The sequence below is a fragment of the Litorivita sp. NS0012-18 genome (assembly GCF_040371945.1).
Lineage (GTDB): Bacteria > Pseudomonadota > Alphaproteobacteria > Rhodobacterales > Rhodobacteraceae > Litorivita.
This window is the reverse complement of the sequence record NZ_BAABWS010000005.1, coordinates 24,998-42,774: the sequence shown is the minus strand read 5'-3', so window position 1 is coordinate 42,774 and position 17,777 is coordinate 24,998. Positions and strand designations below refer to the sequence as shown.

Annotated in this window: 17 protein-coding genes; 12 read left to right on the top strand and 5 right to left on the bottom strand. The window is 54.1% G+C overall.

The genetic code is table 11. The features are described 5' to 3' along the window. Positions 1-52 precede the first annotated feature (52 nt). The 11 genes from ABWV64_RS14910 (at position 53) to ABWV64_RS14860 (ending at position 8,411) form a co-directional block, all read left to right on the top strand. Complete coding sequence (locus ABWV64_RS14910; RefSeq protein WP_353346675.1) at positions 53-439, top strand: DUF6878 family protein; 387 nt, start codon at positions 53-55, stop codon at positions 437-439. Between the two features lies 1 nt (position 440). Beyond that, positions 441-902, top strand: a complete 462-nt coding sequence (locus ABWV64_RS14905) for a DUF6915 family protein (protein ID WP_353346673.1) — start codon at positions 441-443, stop codon at positions 900-902. A gap of 100 nt (positions 903-1,002) precedes the next feature. Then, positions 1,003-1,305 (top strand): hypothetical protein, encoded by a 303-nt coding sequence (locus ABWV64_RS14900; RefSeq protein WP_353346671.1) that lies wholly within the window; start codon positions 1,003-1,005, stop codon positions 1,303-1,305. Between the two features lie 125 nt (positions 1,306-1,430). Beyond that, positions 1,431-2,159 carry a DUF736 family protein gene (locus tag ABWV64_RS14895; RefSeq protein ID WP_108887203.1) on the top strand — a complete coding sequence of 243 codons (729 nt, stop codon included), beginning with the start codon at positions 1,431-1,433 and terminating at the stop codon, positions 2,157-2,159. A gap of 180 nt (positions 2,160-2,339) precedes the next feature. Continuing rightward, complete coding sequence (locus ABWV64_RS14890; RefSeq protein ID WP_353346669.1) at positions 2,340-2,894, top strand: metallophosphoesterase; 555 nt, start codon at positions 2,340-2,342, stop codon at positions 2,892-2,894. 29 nt (positions 2,895-2,923) lie between these two features. Then, positions 2,924-3,271, top strand: coding sequence for a DUF3489 domain-containing protein (locus ABWV64_RS14885; protein ID WP_353346667.1), 348 nt, complete (start codon positions 2,924-2,926; stop codon positions 3,269-3,271). A 353-nt stretch (positions 3,272-3,624) separates the two neighbouring features. Continuing rightward, a complete protein-coding gene (locus tag ABWV64_RS14880) occupies positions 3,625-4,356 on the top strand; it encodes a hypothetical protein (RefSeq protein WP_353346665.1) in 732 nt (243 codons plus the stop codon). 15 nt (positions 4,357-4,371) lie between these two features. After that, positions 4,372-4,857, top strand: coding sequence for a hypothetical protein (locus ABWV64_RS14875; RefSeq protein ID WP_353346663.1), 486 nt, complete (start codon positions 4,372-4,374; stop codon positions 4,855-4,857). Positions 4,858-5,517: 660 nt separating this feature from the next. Beyond that, on the top strand, positions 5,518-6,198 hold the full coding sequence (locus ABWV64_RS14870; RefSeq protein ID WP_353346661.1) for an SOS response-associated peptidase: 681 nt from the start codon (positions 5,518-5,520) through the stop codon (positions 6,196-6,198). Positions 6,199-6,679: 481 nt separating this feature from the next. Next, a complete protein-coding gene (locus tag ABWV64_RS14865; RefSeq protein WP_353346659.1) occupies positions 6,680-7,252 on the top strand; it encodes a DUF1963 domain-containing protein in 573 nt (190 codons plus the stop codon). A gap of 29 nt (positions 7,253-7,281) precedes the next feature. Then, positions 7,282-8,411, top strand: a protein-coding gene (locus tag ABWV64_RS14860; protein WP_502902680.1) for an IS3 family transposase whose coding sequence is annotated in 2 segments (ribosomal slippage) — positions 7,282-7,555 and positions 7,555-8,411 — 1,131 coding nt in all. Because the reading frame shifts where the segments join, the coding sequence is not laid out codon by codon here. Between the two features lie 378 nt (positions 8,412-8,789). Here the strand turns inward: ABWV64_RS14860 and ABWV64_RS14855 are convergent. The 5 genes from ABWV64_RS14855 to ABWV64_RS14835 all read right to left on the bottom strand — a co-directional run bounded on the left by ABWV64_RS14855 (position 8,790) and on the right by ABWV64_RS14835 (position 15,599). After that, the gene (locus ABWV64_RS14855) at positions 8,790-9,482 is read right to left on the bottom strand and encodes a hypothetical protein (protein WP_353346655.1); all 693 of its coding nucleotides are present in this window, start codon (positions 9,480-9,482) and stop codon (positions 8,790-8,792) included. A gap of 69 nt (positions 9,483-9,551) precedes the next feature. Then, positions 9,552-10,955 carry a TULIP family P47-like protein gene (locus tag ABWV64_RS14850; RefSeq protein WP_353346653.1) on the bottom strand — a complete coding sequence of 468 codons (1,404 nt, stop codon included), beginning with the start codon at positions 10,953-10,955 and terminating at the stop codon, positions 9,552-9,554. A gap of 10 nt (positions 10,956-10,965) precedes the next feature. Beyond that, the gene (locus ABWV64_RS14845; RefSeq protein ID WP_353346651.1) at positions 10,966-12,543 is read right to left on the bottom strand and encodes a TULIP family P47-like protein; all 1,578 of its coding nucleotides are present in this window, start codon (positions 12,541-12,543) and stop codon (positions 10,966-10,968) included. Between the two features lie 3 nt (positions 12,544-12,546). Then, entirely contained in the window at positions 12,547-14,217 is a 1,671-nt protein-coding gene (locus ABWV64_RS14840) for a TULIP family P47-like protein (protein WP_353346649.1), read from the bottom strand. A gap of 14 nt (positions 14,218-14,231) precedes the next feature. Next, positions 14,232-15,599, bottom strand: coding sequence for a TULIP family P47-like protein (locus ABWV64_RS14835; RefSeq protein WP_353346647.1), 1,368 nt, complete (start codon positions 15,597-15,599; stop codon positions 14,232-14,234). A gap of 782 nt (positions 15,600-16,381) precedes the next feature. On the opposite strand from ABWV64_RS14835, the gene ABWV64_RS14830 reads away from it, so the two are divergent. Continuing rightward, positions 16,382-17,062: a hypothetical protein gene (locus tag ABWV64_RS14830; protein ID WP_353346645.1), complete on the top strand. Its 681-nt coding sequence runs from the start codon at positions 16,382-16,384 to the stop codon at positions 17,060-17,062. Positions 17,063-17,777: the final 715 nt, after the last annotated feature.

Below are 17,777 nucleotides of genomic sequence, written 5' to 3'. Positions count from 1 at the left end.
CGCTGACCAATGCCAGGCCCGGCCCCCCAATTGCAGATAAGAGGACAGACCCATGACCAATCCCCAGATCGACTATGCCGCAATGGCGGCTCAGTGGCGTGCAGAGCGCGAAACCACCTTGAAGGCATCTCGAGCGGAGCTGCTCGCGCAACTACGTGCGCTTGGCATCAGCGAGGTGACTGCCGAATACGAAGGCTATGGCGACTCCGGCAATGTCGAGGATGTGACGGTTCAGCCTGCAGAGATCCGACTGCCGGAGGCGCTTGCCACAGAGATTGGCGATTTCGCCTGGTCGCTCGCCTATCACCATCACCCGGGGTTCGAAAATAACGAGGGCGGCTACGGCACGCTGACCTGGGACATAGCACTAGACAGCATCACCCTCGATCACGCGGACCGCTATGTCGAATGTTCGCACAGCTATGTCGAGGGTCTTTGAGATGGCCCATCCGCTTCATCATGCTGAAAGCTCTGCCCGGAAATTCGGCGGGGTGACGTCTGACTATCAGTCCATACATGACTGGTTCGATGCCTCGAAAGAGCACCTTGCGCTTTTCACGCACCGAGCCATGCGCCACCACGCTCAAGGCCTGTTCGAGGCGGAACGGGTTTTCGGCCTGACCCTGACCAATAGCGCGGGTCGTGACATACCCGTGCGCTGGATCGGCGAGCAGCATGTCCGCGAAGACTGTCAGGGCCGTATCCCGAGCATGGCGGACTGGCTGCGACGGATCCAGCCCGAGCCATGGATGGCCAATGGCCATATCAACCGGCATGTCGGCTCCGAGCCCTGCGGCGACCCAAGGGTTGCCTGGGCCTCCGAGGTCGCCGCCGGCAGAACAGTTCTTGGCCTCAAGGATTGGATGGCGGCGCGCGCGATGCAAGCGGCGCAGAGTGCCTGACAGGACCCGGCTTTTTGCCAATTGAATGCCGCACGGAAGCCCGGTTGGAAGATCGGGCTTCTTGCGTCGTTTCCCCACCATTCGTCGTCTGGAGGACCTTATGACACTCGATGAAATCAAGGCGGCCGTCGATGCCGGCCAGACCGTGCATTGGACCAATACTAGCTACATTGTCCACAAGGACCGGCTCGGTCAGTACCTCATCACCTATGTGCCGAACGGTAGCTGCATCGGCCTGACCGACCGGGAAGGGCAACGGTTGAACGGAAAAGAGGCGGAGTTCTTCATCGCGCGATCGGAGGACGGCGCGGAAAATCCGGGCAGCCAATCAAGACCAGACGGGCAGGGGAGGGGCGTAGCACCCGGAGGCGCGGGGGCATTCCCACTCGGACGGCAGCTTTGACCCGTGGGCGAGGCTGAAAGGAAAGAAGGCTTTCTGATTTGTGATCCCTCAAGGGGTCGAGAAAGCAATCCCGGATGCGCTGGCAAGAACGTCAGGCACCGGCCAATCCAAAAAGGAAATATCCCATGTTCGCAGGAACCCTCACCCGCAATGTCGAGACCGCAGCCGCCGAGTACACCGGCATGATCCACTCGACGCGCTTTGATATCGCCATCCAGCTGGAAGCGCGGGCCAAGATGTCCGAACGCAGCCCGGATTACGACGTGACGGCGGTCAACAAGTCTGGCCGCAAGGTGCGCATCGGTACGGCCTGGAACGAGACCGGCACGACCAGCGGCAATCCCTACATCTCGATGCAGATCGATGTCGGTTTGGGCCCGTTCCGCGTCAATGCCGTGCAGACGAAGGAAGCGCGCGCGGCCCAGAGCGGCGAATTCGAGATCATCCCGCTGGTCTCGAACGGCCTGATGAAATCCGGCTCGATCTCGGGCGAGCTCACCGCCATGGACGCTGACAACGCCTTCACCGGCTACATCGCCAATATGATGTTCGATCTGGAGTTCATGCTGATCGAGAACAGCTACAAGTCCGAGGAGACCCACCCAGACTACCGCATCGAGGTCAGCTCGCCCCGGGGCACGCCGATCCGCGTTGGCTCGGCGTGGATGGCCAAGAGCAGCCGCACGGGCAATGACTACCTTTCGCTGCTGATCAACACGCCCGATGGTGATCTGCGCGTGAACGCCGTGCAGAACGAAGAGCAGCGCGGCGGTCAGACCTTCTCGATCATCCCGTTCATCGATAGCGGTGAGCCGTCGCACGATGCGGGCGCGGGGCTGTCGCTGGTCGCGTGACCTTGGTACGAGGCTTGAACATCTGAACTGCAAGGGGAGCCGTGGGATCACGGTTCCCCTTTTTCTGTGCTGGTATGCTTGAAGGAACCCAGCGTGCATTGGAGACGTTCGTTTCGTCCGCAGCGAATGCAACCGAAGAGCCCGAAGGGGCTTGGGTACTCAGAGTTGGACACGAACAGAATGGCGCATTGGTATACGGCGGATACCCACTTTGGGCATGAAAATATTATCACGTTCTGTAATAGGCCTTTCGCCAATACCGACGACATGGATGCCACCATGCTCAAGAACCTTGCGGACCGTGTCGGACCAGATGACGATCTGTGGATCATCGGCGACTTCGCCTTTGGTCGAAAGGCAAAGGATGTCCCGTTTCTGAACGAGGTCTTCAACCAACTACCCGGAGCGCGCAAGCACCTGATCACTGGCAACCACGATTTCCAGCCCACGCTGGAACTGGACTGGGATACTGTTTCGCCATTCATCGAATTGCGTGATGGGCCACAGAAGCAACTGAATACCCTGTGCCACTACCCGATGATTACGTGGAACCATGCAAGACGCGGGGCACTACAGTTCTTTGGGCATGTCCATGACAACTGGAAAGGGTCATCAAACTCGGTAAATGTCGGGGTTGATGTGTGGGATTTCATGCCGGTCAGATACGATGACATCGCGACTAGGGCAGCGAGCTTGCCAATGAATGCTCATTGGAATGAAGTCGAACCGTCGTAGTGGGCGGAAGACGGACGTTCGCTACGACGTTGATCAACGGCAGCGATGCGCAAGTAGAAGACATTCGCAAGGGGGAGTGCGGCTGGCGAGAGACTGGCGACGGGCACGGCGTCACGCTGGTTGCCACCGACATAGGCCTTGCCGCCATCGACATCGAACCTGACACCTCCGCTGCCCCCGAACCCGAACCCAAGACGAGCACGCCGCGCGAGGGCATGAAGCAGGTCACGCTGATCGACATGCTGCGAGCGACGGACGGCGCGACCACCGAGGAAATCATGGCCGCGACGGGCTGGCAATCGCACACGGTGCGCGGCGCGATGGCCGGGGCGCTGAAGAAGAGGCTCGGGCTCGAAGTGACCGCGGAGAAGGTCTAGGATCGGGGGCGGGTCTATAGCCTGCCGAGAAGTGACGTGGATGGCTCCTTGACCGACAGCTAACCGCGTGCAATGGCTTGCGAAATGCGCGCTCGTCGAAGATCTTACTGCTTGACCTCGCACCTCACTCCGCCAGAGTTGGCGACGCCGTTAATTAACAAAGGCTATAGGATGCCCATTTTAGTGAAAAACTCCCTAGCCTTTGTGGCATTCGCCGTTATCGCTGCGATTTTGAATGCGATTGTTTTTCCTGGTCCCTTGGAAAGCCCCTACGCCGAGGGCATCGGAAAGGCCGTAGCGTGCTGGGGGCTAGCATATCTAGTTACCTGGGCCGCAAAGAAAAATCGTAGCACGTGGCTGTTTGGCGTTTCTATGCTCATCCTGGTTTTCATGCTTTTCGTCCAGCCAGGCCTGATGGAGAGCATGGTGAATTCCGGCTAAACTTCGTTGATATGATGTATGCAAAAGCAATCACCACCCTTGCTGTTCTCTTTATGACGGGCCCAGTTGCAGCGCTCGCAGAAGAAATAACCGTAGGATCTTGCCCATCGAGCATTGTTGTAGACCGGTCAGGGGAATGGGCCGCGCTTTCCAACGATGTTGAGACAGTTGAAATTCTCCGGAGCAATCCGAACAGAACAAACGAGGTTGGTGCGGCTTACGTAACAGATGATGCAAGCATGTTGGAAGTTGTTGTCCTTTCACTTCGCGGACTCGAAGATTTCCAAGGTAGAATTAGCGAAGATGATTTCAGCGCGCTTCGTGCAGAGTTCGCGGCAGCTTTTCAGGGTCCCTCTCCAGAGATGCAAACAAAAATCGACCAAGTTATTGAAGGCAATCTCTCTGGAACCGGCGCAACGGGCCGTCACTTGAAATACGAGCCCACGATATCGAGCCCAGGCATTTTCATTGGGTTTGCGGTGACAGAGATGAACATTCTCGGCTCGGGAGCGACTTTATTTGAGACCGCCATGAAGATGCAGCACATCCGTGGCTGCGTAGTGCAAGCCAACTTTTCTATTGCCGTCTCGCCGGGCTCCAGGGCGCGCTTAGAGCAGGCGATTTCTGACTTCGTAATGCGTTAGGTTGCACGGCTCACCATGAAAAATGTTCTCTCGGTCCTTGTAATTGCCTTAATGTCTGCGCCCGAGGCGTCGGTCGCAGACATCCTTACAGTCATAATTGACCCTAGCGCGCTTCCTTATGAGATTGGCCCCAGCAAATACGAAAACAGTCCTAGTAAATATGAGAATAGCTCCAGCACGTACGAAAATTCCGACAGCAGATACGAAAACAGCCCCAGCAAGTACGAGAACAGCCCAAGTAATTATGCCAATCGCGTTGGCGGCGGGCGAAATCTCGTCACAGAGGATAATAAAGCGCTTGGATACTATGTTTTCGGCGAAGGTGGAATCATCAACTTTTACAACTACAACTCCCGTCGCATTGCCTATCTCCCTGCAGGCGGCCACACACAGAGCGTGTTCACCGATGGCGATTGGTGCGGCACGATTGGCGAAATTCACGGAGAGTTGGTGTTGGGCATTTCTCAGTCCTGCTATTACGCATTTCTCCTTCAGAACTAAGACTACTTAGAAGCGGCTGCATCTTGTTCGCTCGGTAGAGCGACGTCTGACTGATCGGCTTTTACCTCGTCTAAAATGCGACCACCCCCATCGATAACGGCTTTTTCCCGGTGAATTTCTGCCAGCCCTGGACGGCGGATCGGTGACCATCAGCTGAGGCTTCATCGGGCCGAGCAGCCTCTCGACATCCGTCGCTAACGTGCTGACATCAGCCATCCGCTGCGCCAGTCACGAAGGTCAGCTATGGGCCGAACCCTCTCGTTCACTTGTCACCATTTCCAAACCTCACTGTTTTCCAAACCCGCTTCCATCCTACGGGGCGGCGAATAGGAAGCGTGCCAATGTCCCCCGGAGCAGGGCTACGCCACTGAATATCGACGTAGTCGCAGGAACCGCACTTTGAGCAGCCGAAGGGGGCGATGTGGCAGGGGTGGGAAGCCTCAACCACGGCTGCAAGGAAATGGACACAGCGGCGACACAGACGGCAGCGCAGAACCATTAGTTGGCCGTCACGTGCCGCATCGCGGATCGTTCGAACTGGCTTACCAGGATGAGGATGGATCGGCGGATAACCGGCGGGCATGATTCCTCGCACACAAATAGTGAAGGAACAAAGATAGAACATTTGCCAGTGCTGATCCAGACCGCTAAGTTTCCGGGATGTGTAATCTCTATTCCAACACGACGGCTGCCGACGCCATGCGCGGCCTCTTTAACGTCGAACCAAGCATGGATTACATGGGCAATGCGGAACCGCTAAGCGCCATCTTCCCCAAGTATCATGCCCCTGTTCTGCGTGTTTCAGATGGGGCACGGGAACTTGTTCGGATGCATTGGGGCTTTTTGATGCCGCAAACGTCCAAGAAGACCGGGCTACCGATCCTGCCACGGGCCGTGAACAACGCCCGTGACGACAAGTTGCAGACTTCACCATTCTGGCGTGAATCCTTCCAGTCACGCCGATGCCTCGTCCCTGCGTCGTCCTTTTGTGAAGCGAAGGGCAGAAATCCCGCAACGTATTATTGGTTCGGCCTCACGTCTGAGGAGCCCGACGAACGCCCGCCATTCGCATTTGCGGGGATTTGGCGGCATTGGAAGGGAAACATCAAAGGTGAGCTGGTTGAGGAAGATACCTACTCGATTGCCACCACGAAACCGAACGACTTGGTGCGCACCATTCATCCCGACAGGATGCCGGTCATTGTTGCGCCCGAAGATTATGAAACTTGGCTAACAGGAACGGCAGAAGCGGCATCCAAACTTCTGCGCCCGCTTCCCGCCGACCAGATGCGGATCGTATTGAAGGGTGAGAGCGAGAAATCCGACCCGCTAAGGAACTGAGGGAGTATCTGTTGGGCTTGACTACAACCAAATAGATCTAAACATTCTACATATGTTCCGGCGAATTCGGGCCGCGATCTAAACAAAATTCCAAGCGTTTTCAGAAAGATACCTAGTCTTGCAAATCCGTGTACACCGGTTCGATTCCGGCGCTCGATCTAATACTTAGCAGAAAATGCGTCACCCGGTTTACGGCTTGGCTTACAGACACCGGCACGGTTTTCCGCTTGTCTGACGACCGGGCGCGCTTCGATTTGCCCTCGGCTAAGTCAGATCAGATGTGGCCATTGCGCACGAACATCTCATAATTAAGCGCGAACATCCGCGAAGAATTTGCGTCAGCAGCGAACTGCTTGAAAGAGCCCATAGTTCCGGATGCTGCGCCAAGACCGAATGACCGCTTGCCCCGAGAAAGTGGACTTGTAGTATCGATTGAGGCCGGTGGTGGCTCGTTTCCATTTGCAGGAGGACTGTAGAGCCAGTGGCCCAATTTTCTCTCATTTCATCGCCCGGACGCACTGCAGATTCGGCATGGTCTACTGTTCACTCTTGGTACGGTGGGTTGCCTCGGCTTGCGGAAGAAATGTCTTGGCCCACCGGTCCAAACAAGCAGCCTTTGCATTTTTTGGCTCAACTGGACCTATCACAAATCTCATCCACTGTAGGCAATCTTGGTTGCCCGACAGAAGGCCATCTAGCCTTTTTTGCCGATACAGAGTTCGACCAGCCTAAAAACGCCGCACGACATAAAATCTTCGATGAATATCATTGGCCCTGCGACGTCACCTACATGAAGAACAGTTCGGAAGGGTATACTGCATTACCCATCGACGCGACCCCGGTTTACGGCGGAGGCTGGCAATACTATTTCCCAGGAGGGGATCCCGAACACCCGCCCAAAAGCTTCAGCAGGCTTGCGGTCGACTTTAAGGACTTCAACGGAACTTCGCAGAACCTGACTGAAAGACTGAACCTACATTGGAAGAACAATCCGTCATATTCTCCCGCCCCAGGAGAGTTTGAAGTGGTCCCGGAAAACTGGACAGTCAGCTAAGGTGTATCCCAAACCTTTGGAGGGATACAATAATGGCAAAGCGCCGGAATTTTACAGATCAGTTTAAGGCCAAGGTGGCGTTGGAAGCGCTGCGTGGCGACAAGACGGTGCAGGAGATTGCCGCGAAGCACCAATTGCATCCAAACCAGGTGAGCACGTGGAAGCGGCAAGCCATCGATGGGATGGCCGATGTCTTCTCCGGGGGAAAGCAAACAGGTCCGACGGAGGCTGAGGTCAAGGACTTGCATGCTAAGATCGGGAGGCTGGCGGTCGAGAATGATTTTTTGTCGGAAGGGCTCAAAAGGTGAGCCCGGCAAAGAAACGCGCGATGATCCAGCGCGATCACCCCGATCTGAGTATCAGTCAGCAATGCAAACTGGTGCAGTTGTCGCGGTCGGCGTTCTATTACACACCGGTTGGGATCGACGCGGACACGCTGGCGATGATGAAAGAGATTGATCGCGTCTTTACCCGTTACCCGTTCTTCGGGTCGCGCCAGATCGCGGCCTATCTGCGCCGAGAAGGGATTGTTGTTGGGCGTCATCGCGTCAGAAGGCTGATGGCAAAGATGGGCTTGGAAGCAATCTACAAACGCCCTAGAACCAGCCGGCCGCATCCACAGCATCCGGTCTATCCGTATCTGCTTAGGAAGATGCAGATCGACCGACCGAACCAGGTCTGGTGCGCCGACATCACATTCGTCCCGGTCAGGAATGGCTTCCTGTATCTCGTGGCGATCATGGATTGGGCGACGCGCAAAGTCCTGAGCTGGAGGCTTTCAAACACGATGCACGCCGACTTCTGCGTCGATGCGCTGAACGAAGCCATCGCCAAATACGGCCCGCCAGAGATCATGAATACGGATCAGGGCAGCCAGTTCACCGGATCGGCTTGGATCACCACGCTGACCGATGCAGGCGTGCGCATCTCAATGGATGGGCGTGGCCGATACTTGGACAACATCTTCATCGAGCGGCTATGGCGCAGCCTGAAGCAAGAGGCGATCTATCTGGAAGAGATCAGTGACGGCTTCCAAGCCCGAAGGGTCATCAAGAACTGGATGGCATTCTACAACGCAGAGCGCCCTCATTCCGCGCTTGATCGGCAAACGCCGAACGAGGCATATTGGACAAGCTTGGAAGAGCAAAAAGCAGCATGAAACCTAAAAACGATACACCTTAGCAAAGCTGCAAACCTGTCCGAAAAGATGGGACCACTTCAATGGGCGTTTCTGGCCAACGATACGGCCCTTGTTCCATGCAGGACGAAGTGCGCGAATGGCAGGTAAGTTTGGTGTTTCCATGACTGATCCTCCGATCCGCCAATCCCTCCCACAACGACAACCCGACGTTGACGGGAACACTTTATCACAAGATGCTGCGTTGCATCTGAGGTCGGCTTGGAGCCCATTTTGACAGATGCTGCACAATGTATCAAAGTCGGCTTTTGCCGTTGTTCCTGATGGCTATCGTCTTGCATGCTGGCCTTGAGGAGAGCGCGAAATGTGTCTTTGCGCGGACCGCAACCCGGGCACATGTCAGGTTTGGCGCTTACGCCGCCGCAGAAAACCAAAACCAACAAAACCGGTCAAAGCCAACGCCAATGCCGGAGGCGCGGGAACTACAGGGGTCGGCGGCGGGGTTATCACACCATCACCAGAAACAGTATAGACCAAACGGTTGTCAGTGTTTTGCAATGAAACGAAACTTGAATCGTAGTCGCGTAGGCCGTCAAGGTTCTCTGCGCCTAGGTCAATCAGTCCCGCGGTCCCGCCGGTCCCGCCGAATGTGGTCGGCGATCCGCTACCCCACGACAGAATACTGTCCGTGACCGCGATGGTCACGTAATAGGTGTCGGCGCTCAGGGACAACCCGCTGAAAATGGTTGTTAATCCTGTGATGGACCCATAGGTGCCGGAAAAAGCATCAATCTGTGTGAGATCCCCAACACCCGTGCCCGGTCCAAGGTCGGTCGTCAGATAGGCATTACCAGTGCAGTTGCTACAGAAAACATCTGCGTCGATGGATACGCCCGTGTAATCCGCATCAAGCGTGAAGCTGATGGTTAATGCAGAGTAATATTGATCTCCGGTTGTACCAACACCAATTGGTCCGGCGGCAAATCCACCTGTTCCCCCGCCCGAAACCGATACGAGGGTCGCTGCACTGACAGACACGCCCCAGAACATGGCTGCGACCAAAACTGCAACTGCATATGTGATATGCTTCATTTTCCACCCCAAATTTCTTCATCAAGCCCAAGCACGATGGTGGCCTATAGGTTGTACCGGAAAAATGCACTAATCGGAAACAGAAACATTCGAAATCCCGATCAATTGCAGAGATCCGTTAAGGGACCCCTTGGTAACCTTAAAGTCATCTGCGTCTTTCCAGCAAATAGGAGCCGTCGCGTTCAAAACGGCTTTGCCGATAGCGGGGCCGTTGTCTTTGTCTACCAGACCAACCACGCCCTCGGTTATCATCATTGTCCCCAATACCACCCCTATGATTCCGGCAACGATTAGAATTGCAGCACCATCGGTCACGAAAATAATAATTAAGGTCACAATGATTGCAACTATCGTTAGTATTTCTTCTGTCACCGCAATCGCTGGATCTTTGTCAAGCCAGTGATTGGTAAGCGGGGGCTCGGCATCTTCAAATGTGAACGTTTGCTCGCCAGGTTTGCCATCTGCTTTTTGCGCAAGCTTAATGCTCAACGCATTGATGGTATGGCACATGGCTTTGATTCCCGGAATGATCGGAGCACATGTAACCGCTTCGAAACGCAGGAAGGTGCCGTCCATGGTAACCTGGAGTGTTTCAAGTGTAACATCATGAGAGGTGTTATTTTTCTTATCTTTTACTTTGTAAGGGACGCTGGACTTGTTGTGAATTGACAACCCGTCTTTCGATATCTCGAAGTCATCCACTTTTGAGCCTGGAAAGACCTTCGGCAGTGTCGGTAGGATGAACTTTTCTATCAGGCGTGCCGACGATATTAAGAATGCCGCTTGTTGTTCTTTTTCAAGGATTGAAGAACTAATTTGCCGTTGTAGACCAGAGCTTGACCGACCTTCGGTCATGTTGAGAATAGCCAGAACGCCTTCCGCCTGATAGCCGACATCGGAATAGGCATAGGCCGTCGAAGTCGGCTGCATCCATTGATATTCTTTATCGGCCTTTCGGTTTAGATTCACTGTCGCGAAGACATGTGAAAAATCGCTGATGTTGGCGTTCAGCCAGGCACCGATCAATTCCAAAAACGCAGCCTGGGCCACAAAAGATGGTTGTTCATGCCCACCATAGGAAATTTGACCCACCTGGACTGCCGGGTCTTTACTTTCCTTGCCGTTCCAGATCACCAGATCGTGCCCCGTGCCCGAAGGAAAACTTTGATTGGAAGGAATAAATTCCATCCGCAAAAGGATCGGAACTGTGACGTCCTGAAGGTGTTCCTCCGTCTTGTCGGGTAAAGTTACTGACGCTTGGGGTACTGGAATGACAAAATTCACAAGCTGGTTCGACCCGCCCGGCGCAATTTGCCAACTGCCAAATACGCCCTGTGCCATAATGCCATCCGTAGGGTCATCTACCTGAAAGGCCTTCGGATAGGCGGCGCTGTTTGTCAGCGCCGCATTGACCTCGGAAAGGCGTATCCCGAAAACGGTATCCCAGCCATCGGTTGGTGCAAGACCCGACATTTTTACCCCCTTAAGACTTGGTCAATCCAAAGATCAAATTCGTATCCAGTTCAGCCGATGTGAGCCGGTATTTTGGCGTATTCGGAAAGCTCATCGCTTTTTCCATTGCCGCGTCAAAAAACGGTTCCAAATCGCCGGAAATCGAAGACTGGCCATTCGCGATTGCCGCGACGATCCCGTACACGACGGCGGGTGTGCCAAAGACAAATGATGTGGCGCCGGCCACTTTGGCAACGGTCATCAGCCGCGCGCCAAGTGATTCCAGCTCGGGCGCTGTGCCGGTTATCATGCCTCCGCATATGGTTGCGGTTTCGGCTTCTTGCGCGGCTTCTGAACCGCCTGACACCTCTTCCAGGCTGATGGAGGCCGCATCCAAACCTTCGGCCGCGACTTCTGCAACTTTGGCCACTTTCCCCGCGCCCGCACCGACACAAGCCGCGAGGAATGAAACGACGCCCGCAGCAATCGACAAAACGTCCACCGCAACCGTCGTCGTAACCGACCCGCCACCGGTTCTTTTTTCTTCGTTCAGCGTGAAGTGGTTGTCGGAGGTCAATTTGACAGAGTTTTCAGATCGCATCGTCAACTTGATCACAACGCCCAAGGCATAGTCATAGGACGCATCGACAAAACCGATTTTCAGCCGTTTGCCATCAATCGAAATTTCAAAGTTATTCTCATTGACGTAAGGCTGAACTTCTTTCCCGTTATCCAGCTTCATCTTTTGCATGGTCAGCTTTTTGTTGTTATTGATCGCGGTCCCATCGTTGTGAAGCGTAAAGTCGGACATCGGCGGATAGTCGTCTTTGTTGCCAAACATCAAAGGTGCCACTGGCAAGAACATGTGCTTCAGCGTTTTGGCCGAACTGACAGCAAGCCCCCCATCTTTTCCGGCCGGAATCGCGCCCAGATCAACCTGGTAGGTTAGCCGACTGGTTAGCACGTCTTTTTCTGCCTGAGAGCCGGGCTCGTCAATCAATGCCAGAACGGCGAAAACGCTGTTAGCTGTGGTAGCATTGGAATCTGGTTCTTTGACCGCATAGCCAATGTGCCACGGGCGCATCCATGTAAAGCCCGGCTGATGCTCGAATTCCACCTCAAGGTCCACGACCGCGAACACATGATTGAATTCCTGTAGGTTGGTCTGAACCCATTCGGTCAGCAAAGCGGACAATTCAGCCTGGACCAGCACATTCGCTTGCGCCGGTGTCGGGGGTGAGGCGCTGGGTGGCGTGCCTGATTGCCTCTTGTCGCTTAGCCGCAATTCGCGTCGTGCGCTGTTGCCTGGCTGTGGAAGGTACGAGGCATCGACCGAAAACAATGTTGTCGAGGTGCTAGGGTCAAGTGTGAAGTCATTGCCTTGAATGGTTACAGTGCCGCCTGTAATTGGCACTTCGATCAGTATGTTTTCCCCTGAACCACCGGTGGTCAAACGCCAGGTTCCACAGGTGATGTCCATCGAAGAACCGCCCGCACTGGCGGTTTGTTGCAATCGTGTCGGGGAAGCGCCGGAAGTTGCGATCGCCGCATTCACCTGATCGTAGTTTAGCGCGCCGACCACATCCCAGTTAAAAATATCAAGTCCCATTGTTCATCCCTTCTTGTTTGTATTTTCAAGCCCCATCAAAAGGACACCTTTCAGCTGCGCCGAGGTCAGCTTGTAGGCACCGCCATTGGGAAACGTCAGCGCTTCAAACAGCCCGTCTTCAATAAAATCGGCCATATCGAATTGCGTTTTAGAGTTAAGCCCCGCAACCCCTTTCAGAATCCAAAGGATGCCGGTCACCGTCCCCCCAACAAAGGCGGCCGCTGCTGCCACTTTGGAGATAACTGCAAAACGGGCACCCAGCTCCGTAATGCTGGCTACGCTTCCTTTGAAAATACCCCGGCAACAGCTGATCGTTGCTTCCGAGGTCAGCGAAACGTCATCTGTGACCGCGATGGTGGTGTCCACAGTAGCCGAAGTGGCGGCGTTAACTGCGCCGGATGCCGCCTTGACAATCCGGCTGGCACCGAAACCCACAATCGCCCCAACAAGTGAAACCACCCCGCCCACGATGTTCACGATGTTGACCCATTTTGCGGTTTCAACGCTGCCGTCGGTGTTATTCGTGTAATCGTTCAGTTGCAGTGCTTTGACCTTTTTGCCGAGCGGATCGGTGGTTTCCTGCAATGAAATTGTCAGTTGCCCGTGGTAGTTCAATTTCACTGTAATGCCAGGGCCGCCGCTGAAGGTGATATCGTTTGCTGTGATTGAAAGGTACTGACCATCAACTTCCAGATTAAAGGCCTTCTTGGGTACTGTCGGATAGACAGTCGTAGGGTTCTTCTTATCGGGCTTTCCATCTTTGCCTATAGGATCCAACTGCATCCCCTGCATTTTGATTTTTTTCAAGTTTTGAATTGATCGCCCGTCGTTGAAAATTACGAAATCTGAGGTTGGGACATCCTTTGCGTCTTCAACCGTTTGAAACATATAGGGAACCGCGGGAAGCATCATATGCTTCAAGAACACTTCCGGTGCCAAAACCAAACCGCCGTCAGCACCATTTGGGATCGCCTGAAGATCGACCGAATACGTTGTTTTTTGAATCATCGCCTGCTTCTGGGCTTCTGTCGGCGGCTCATCAATCAACGCCAGAACACCGAATACAGAATTGGCGGTCGTGGGTGTTTCACTCGGCTCGGCACAGGCGTAGCCGATGTACCATGGGCGCATCCAGCCAAGGTTCTTGTACTTTGCGAACTGCGCTTCAAGATCGACGACAGCAAAGACATTGCCAAATTCCTCGATATTTTTCAGCACCCAATTGTTCAGCATCAACCCCAGCATTGCTTGGGCCATCCCAGAGGGTTGCGCGGGCGCGGGCTCAGTGGCCGACGATCTGTCGCCCGTCGATTCCTGGGTTGCGGTGACGCGCAGGTTCTTTTTTCCGGCAGTTTGGTCAGGCGTATGATCAAAGAACTTTGCGTAGACCTTGAAGATCGTCGAAGCTGGCGAGAGGTCGTATTCTTTGCCAAGAAATGTGATCGTCCCACCAGTGATCGGTACGTGGATCATCAAATTCTGCCCCGCGCCCCCGGTCGTCAACGTCCAGGGGCCACATGTGGCATCAAGGATTGTTGTGTTGCCTTCTTTGTCAGTGTCGGTGATCTGAAGTTGCGTGGGCGAAGACGCTTGCGCGGCGATTGCGGCATTCACCTCATCATAGGTTACAGCTGCAACCATGCTCCAATTATGTGTGTCAAGTTGGTCGGACATTTGAATTCAACTTCCTAATAATTGCCTTGAATATAAAATGCTGAGGCCAACCCACCGCGGATCGGCTTAAAGGTACCTTTCCCTCCCCAGGTCACGGCCGCAATCGCGTGTTCTGAGATTTTCTTGCTGGACGTGACCCGGTTGATCGCATCGCTTAGCGCAGACCCGATCGCCGCAACAACCGCATCAAAAATAAGTCCTGCGATCAGGTCGATCAGTTTGGCCCAATTCAAAAGGGGCGGCACGTGCACCTTCTTTGCAAATGCAGGCTTTCCTTTGACGTGGAATTTGACCGACTGCGATTTTGCATCGAAGGTTGCGGTCATGACAGATGACGAATGAAAGGTCATGTTGATCCCAAGTTTCAGAGAACAATGCCCATGCAGCGCCGTTGAAATTACATCGTCGGACACCACCGCCGAGGCGCCGTCGATCACTGGGTCATAGGTGATCAGACCAACTTTGATATGATGCAGGTCAATGTGATGTTTTGTATGCAGTGTATCCTGTGCATTCGCGCCCCAATCAGTGCCGACCAAAGTGTCAAGGGTTTCAAGGAATTCCTTATCGAAACCTCGTTCGTGTTGGTCAAAGTCAAAAAAATCACGGGGGCCAGAAACCGCAAGATTGGCAACGCTCGTATGCAAGGATTTTGCATAGGCGGGCGCGAAAACATTCTTGAGGAACAAAGTCTCGCTTATGGCCATTCCAGCATTGCAATCAGAAGCCAGCAAGCCGGTGCTCAAGTTTGTCGGCAGGCCGGTAATAGAGCGATTGTTTGTGACCGCAAAAATTGCCAAGAGTTGGCGATTGGTCCCAACCTCTTCACCATATGAAAATGCGCATTTCTTCGGTTCCAGCCAGCTGATGCCGCTTGATCCAAATGGCTCGATGTGGGCCAAAACAAAGGCGACTTTGCCTGCATTGGCAACAAGCGTTTTGGCAACTTCCATTCCCAACATTGCCTCCTGAAACGGTGTCAGGCTGGCTTTTGGTGAAATGATCCCATTTGGGCTGACAGGTGTTACAGTGGCTGCAGCGTCAGGCTTTCCAGCCGCCTCAAAATCGAACACCAACTGTTGTCCACCGCCAGTCGGGGCAGGTAGAAGCGATAGCTTGATGTTCAAAAGAACTTTGCAACCAGAAAGTTGAACAGATGTATCAGACAACTTCAACGTGCCCTGCGTAATCTCGATGGCGATGCGCACATATTTTCCGCTGCCGCCCCGGACAATTTGCCATCGCCCAAGTTCAGCTTGAATCGATGCTCCGCTTTCACTCGCGTTTAAGCTTTGTTTGATAGAGGCTGTATAGTCGCCAAGCTCGGTATTAATCTCGACGATATCTGACACATATATAGTATCCCAGCCTAACAAATTCATATTGCGCCATCCCCGAGAAGTTGACCTAAGGTAAAACTACGGCATAAAAAAACGAATGCGTCAATCTTGATCCGTTTGATTCTTAGTTTTCAGAAGAACTTGACTTGAGGCCTGGCAAATACCGACCCACCCTCGCCGTTAGCATGCCCGGCTTCCATTTTCGCTGCGGAAGGTCGATGACCGGCTCACCACGAACACAGATACGAAATCAGCCACGATTCTTGCCGCCAGAGCAGATATCAGCAATGCCTGCTCACGCACAATCTGGATATCTAAATGGTTGTCGCGTGGGCTACCTGCCACCGTTCTCTTTCGATTTGAACCCCATAGAGCTGACGTACTCCAAGCTGAGGGCCCACTCGTGACGCATCGGGTCACGAACCTTCACAGAAGCCTTCGACGCCAAAGAAAAATAGAGTTGCCGCCATTAGCGCATGCGCGGCGAAAGCACACATTGTCCCGCGACCCGGTCATTCCCAAAGAGAGAATGCTGCATACTGCACGAATGTCGGTAATGCGGGCTGCGACCGCAGCATATTGATCCTTGAGCCAACGGCAGGAATGGGCCGTAAAGCGTCATTGCCGCGATATGTATCGCAGCGAAAGTCGGCAATGAGCCCAAACCTCCCGAATGCTGCGATCTAAAGGAATGTCTTCTTTCTCTACCCAAGAAGTGCGCTAGAGTGGTCCTCGCATAGCTATGTTTAACTCATGGGGCGTAAGAATTGAGCACACTAGACAGACGAGTCCGGGTATTATTTGTTGGGCGTCAAGCGAGAGGTTTGGACAAAGACATCTTTCTTAGGCATCTGAGGCACAGCCATTTCTTGTCAGCTAACTTGTCTTTTGACAGCGCCTCCAAGGTAAACATCCCATCTGGTCAGGTTGTGCCTGATGACTACTTTTTCGATTTTCCGGCAATTGATGAAGAGGCGTGGTGCAACGTCCTCGTATTTCGAAATGCATTGGAGGGGAACTGGTTTGCCCGAAGCAATTTTGGGGAGTTCTGTCACGACAGTAGGAATTCTATTGTTGTTGCAGCAACTACCTACGAACTTGAGGATTTCTCAGAAGAGGCCGGGATCACACTGGAAAAAGCGCTTGCTGCAAACGTTCTGCGCTCAATTGTATCTGCAGAGTATGTGAAATCTGGCGGAAAATTCTGGGACTTGTATACAAGGTACTCGGAGGAGGATGCGTTTGCATTCTGTAAGGATAAAACAGAAATTGTAGACAAACTGGTCAACGGGAGGCTCGGAGAGCGCCCCAAGAAAGTCCTTGGATCAAACGGATATACGGATGATCGCCTCGCTAAGCTAGAACATGACCTAGCCAAACTTTCTCAGTCCGCCATGGATCGGTACTTGATAGTTGCGCGGAGGAATCGTGACATTATCATTTCGGCCACTTTTTTCATACTTGGAGTTCTGGCCACGTTAATGTTCGAAACGCTGCTCGCTTAGCTCTTAAACAACGTAGAGTCGAAATTCTGCTGTTGCATTGCAACGGCAGCTTCGTCCGCATCTTACCAGTTCACGCACGGTGCAGCGAATTTCCGCTTTTGACCTCGGCGGCTGAGTCCCACAGATTTTTAGCGCTCTTGGGATGCGTCGTTCCGAGGCGATTATTGTGCTCAACGAAAACTAAAGACATAGCCTTCCGGCCTCCCCAGCTCGGCTTCGCGTGTCGCAGGGGAGAACGGCCCTGCGGTCCGTCGCGCATTCGGCCATGCGGCCTCACCGCGGCGTTGCACCCAGGCCCCCGGTTTGCCCGCCTCGCGAGCACGTCCCTCCCCGGCCGCTCCGCCGGATTGCGCTCTGGTCTGTTTTGCGGGGCAAAACGATCCCGCCGCTCCATCCGTCTCCCGCGTCCGGTCGGGCCGTTTGCCTGCTCGGGTCGGGCAAACCTACCGTCAAAACACACACACATGAGTGCGGAAGCATATCCTCCGGATGGCCCCCAAATCAGCCCGCGTCAAGGATCGCAAAACTTTTCGGCGAGGGCGGGGCCCGTGGCGCGGTGCGGTCCCGTGCGTGAGGGTGCGCATGTGTCCGGTGCTGCGCGCAGAAAACTTTTGCGCCCGGCAAGCCGGCGGCTGCGCCGTCCCTGACCCGGGCAGATTCGGAAACCAGGCATTCGGCCATGCCCCCACACTCACGTGGTGGCCTTGGAACCGAA

Excerpts from the sequence above, each read along its gene's own strand:
- ABWV64_RS14910 (WP_353346675.1), top strand. The coding sequence starts at position 53 with ATGACCAATCCCCAGATCGACTATGCCGCAATGGCGGCTCAGTGGCGT.
- ABWV64_RS14905 (WP_353346673.1), top strand. The coding sequence starts at position 441 with ATGGCCCATCCGCTTCATCATGCTGAAAGCTCTGCCCGGAAATTCGGC.
- ABWV64_RS14900 (WP_353346671.1), top strand. The coding sequence starts at position 1,003 with ATGACACTCGATGAAATCAAGGCGGCCGTCGATGCCGGCCAGACCGTG.
- ABWV64_RS14895 (WP_108887203.1), top strand. The coding sequence starts at position 1,431 with ATGTTCGCAGGAACCCTCACCCGCAATGTCGAGACCGCAGCCGCCGAG.
- ABWV64_RS14890 (WP_353346669.1), top strand. The coding sequence starts at position 2,340 with ATGGCGCATTGGTATACGGCGGATACCCACTTTGGGCATGAAAATATT.
- ABWV64_RS14875 (WP_353346663.1), top strand. The coding sequence starts at position 4,372 with ATGAAAAATGTTCTCTCGGTCCTTGTAATTGCCTTAATGTCTGCGCCC.
- ABWV64_RS14870 (WP_353346661.1), top strand. The coding sequence starts at position 5,518 with ATGTGTAATCTCTATTCCAACACGACGGCTGCCGACGCCATGCGCGGC.
- ABWV64_RS14855 (WP_353346655.1), bottom strand. The coding sequence starts at position 9,482 with ATGAAGCATATCACATATGCAGTTGCAGTTTTGGTCGCAGCCATGTTC.
- ABWV64_RS14850 (WP_353346653.1), bottom strand. The coding sequence starts at position 10,955 with ATGTCGGGTCTTGCACCAACCGATGGCTGGGATACCGTTTTCGGGATA.
- ABWV64_RS14845 (WP_353346651.1), bottom strand. The coding sequence starts at position 12,543 with ATGGGACTTGATATTTTTAACTGGGATGTGGTCGGCGCGCTAAACTAC.
- ABWV64_RS14840 (WP_353346649.1), bottom strand. The coding sequence starts at position 14,217 with ATGTCCGACCAACTTGACACACATAATTGGAGCATGGTTGCAGCTGTA.
- ABWV64_RS14835 (WP_353346647.1), bottom strand. The coding sequence starts at position 15,599 with ATGAATTTGTTAGGCTGGGATACTATATATGTGTCAGATATCGTCGAG.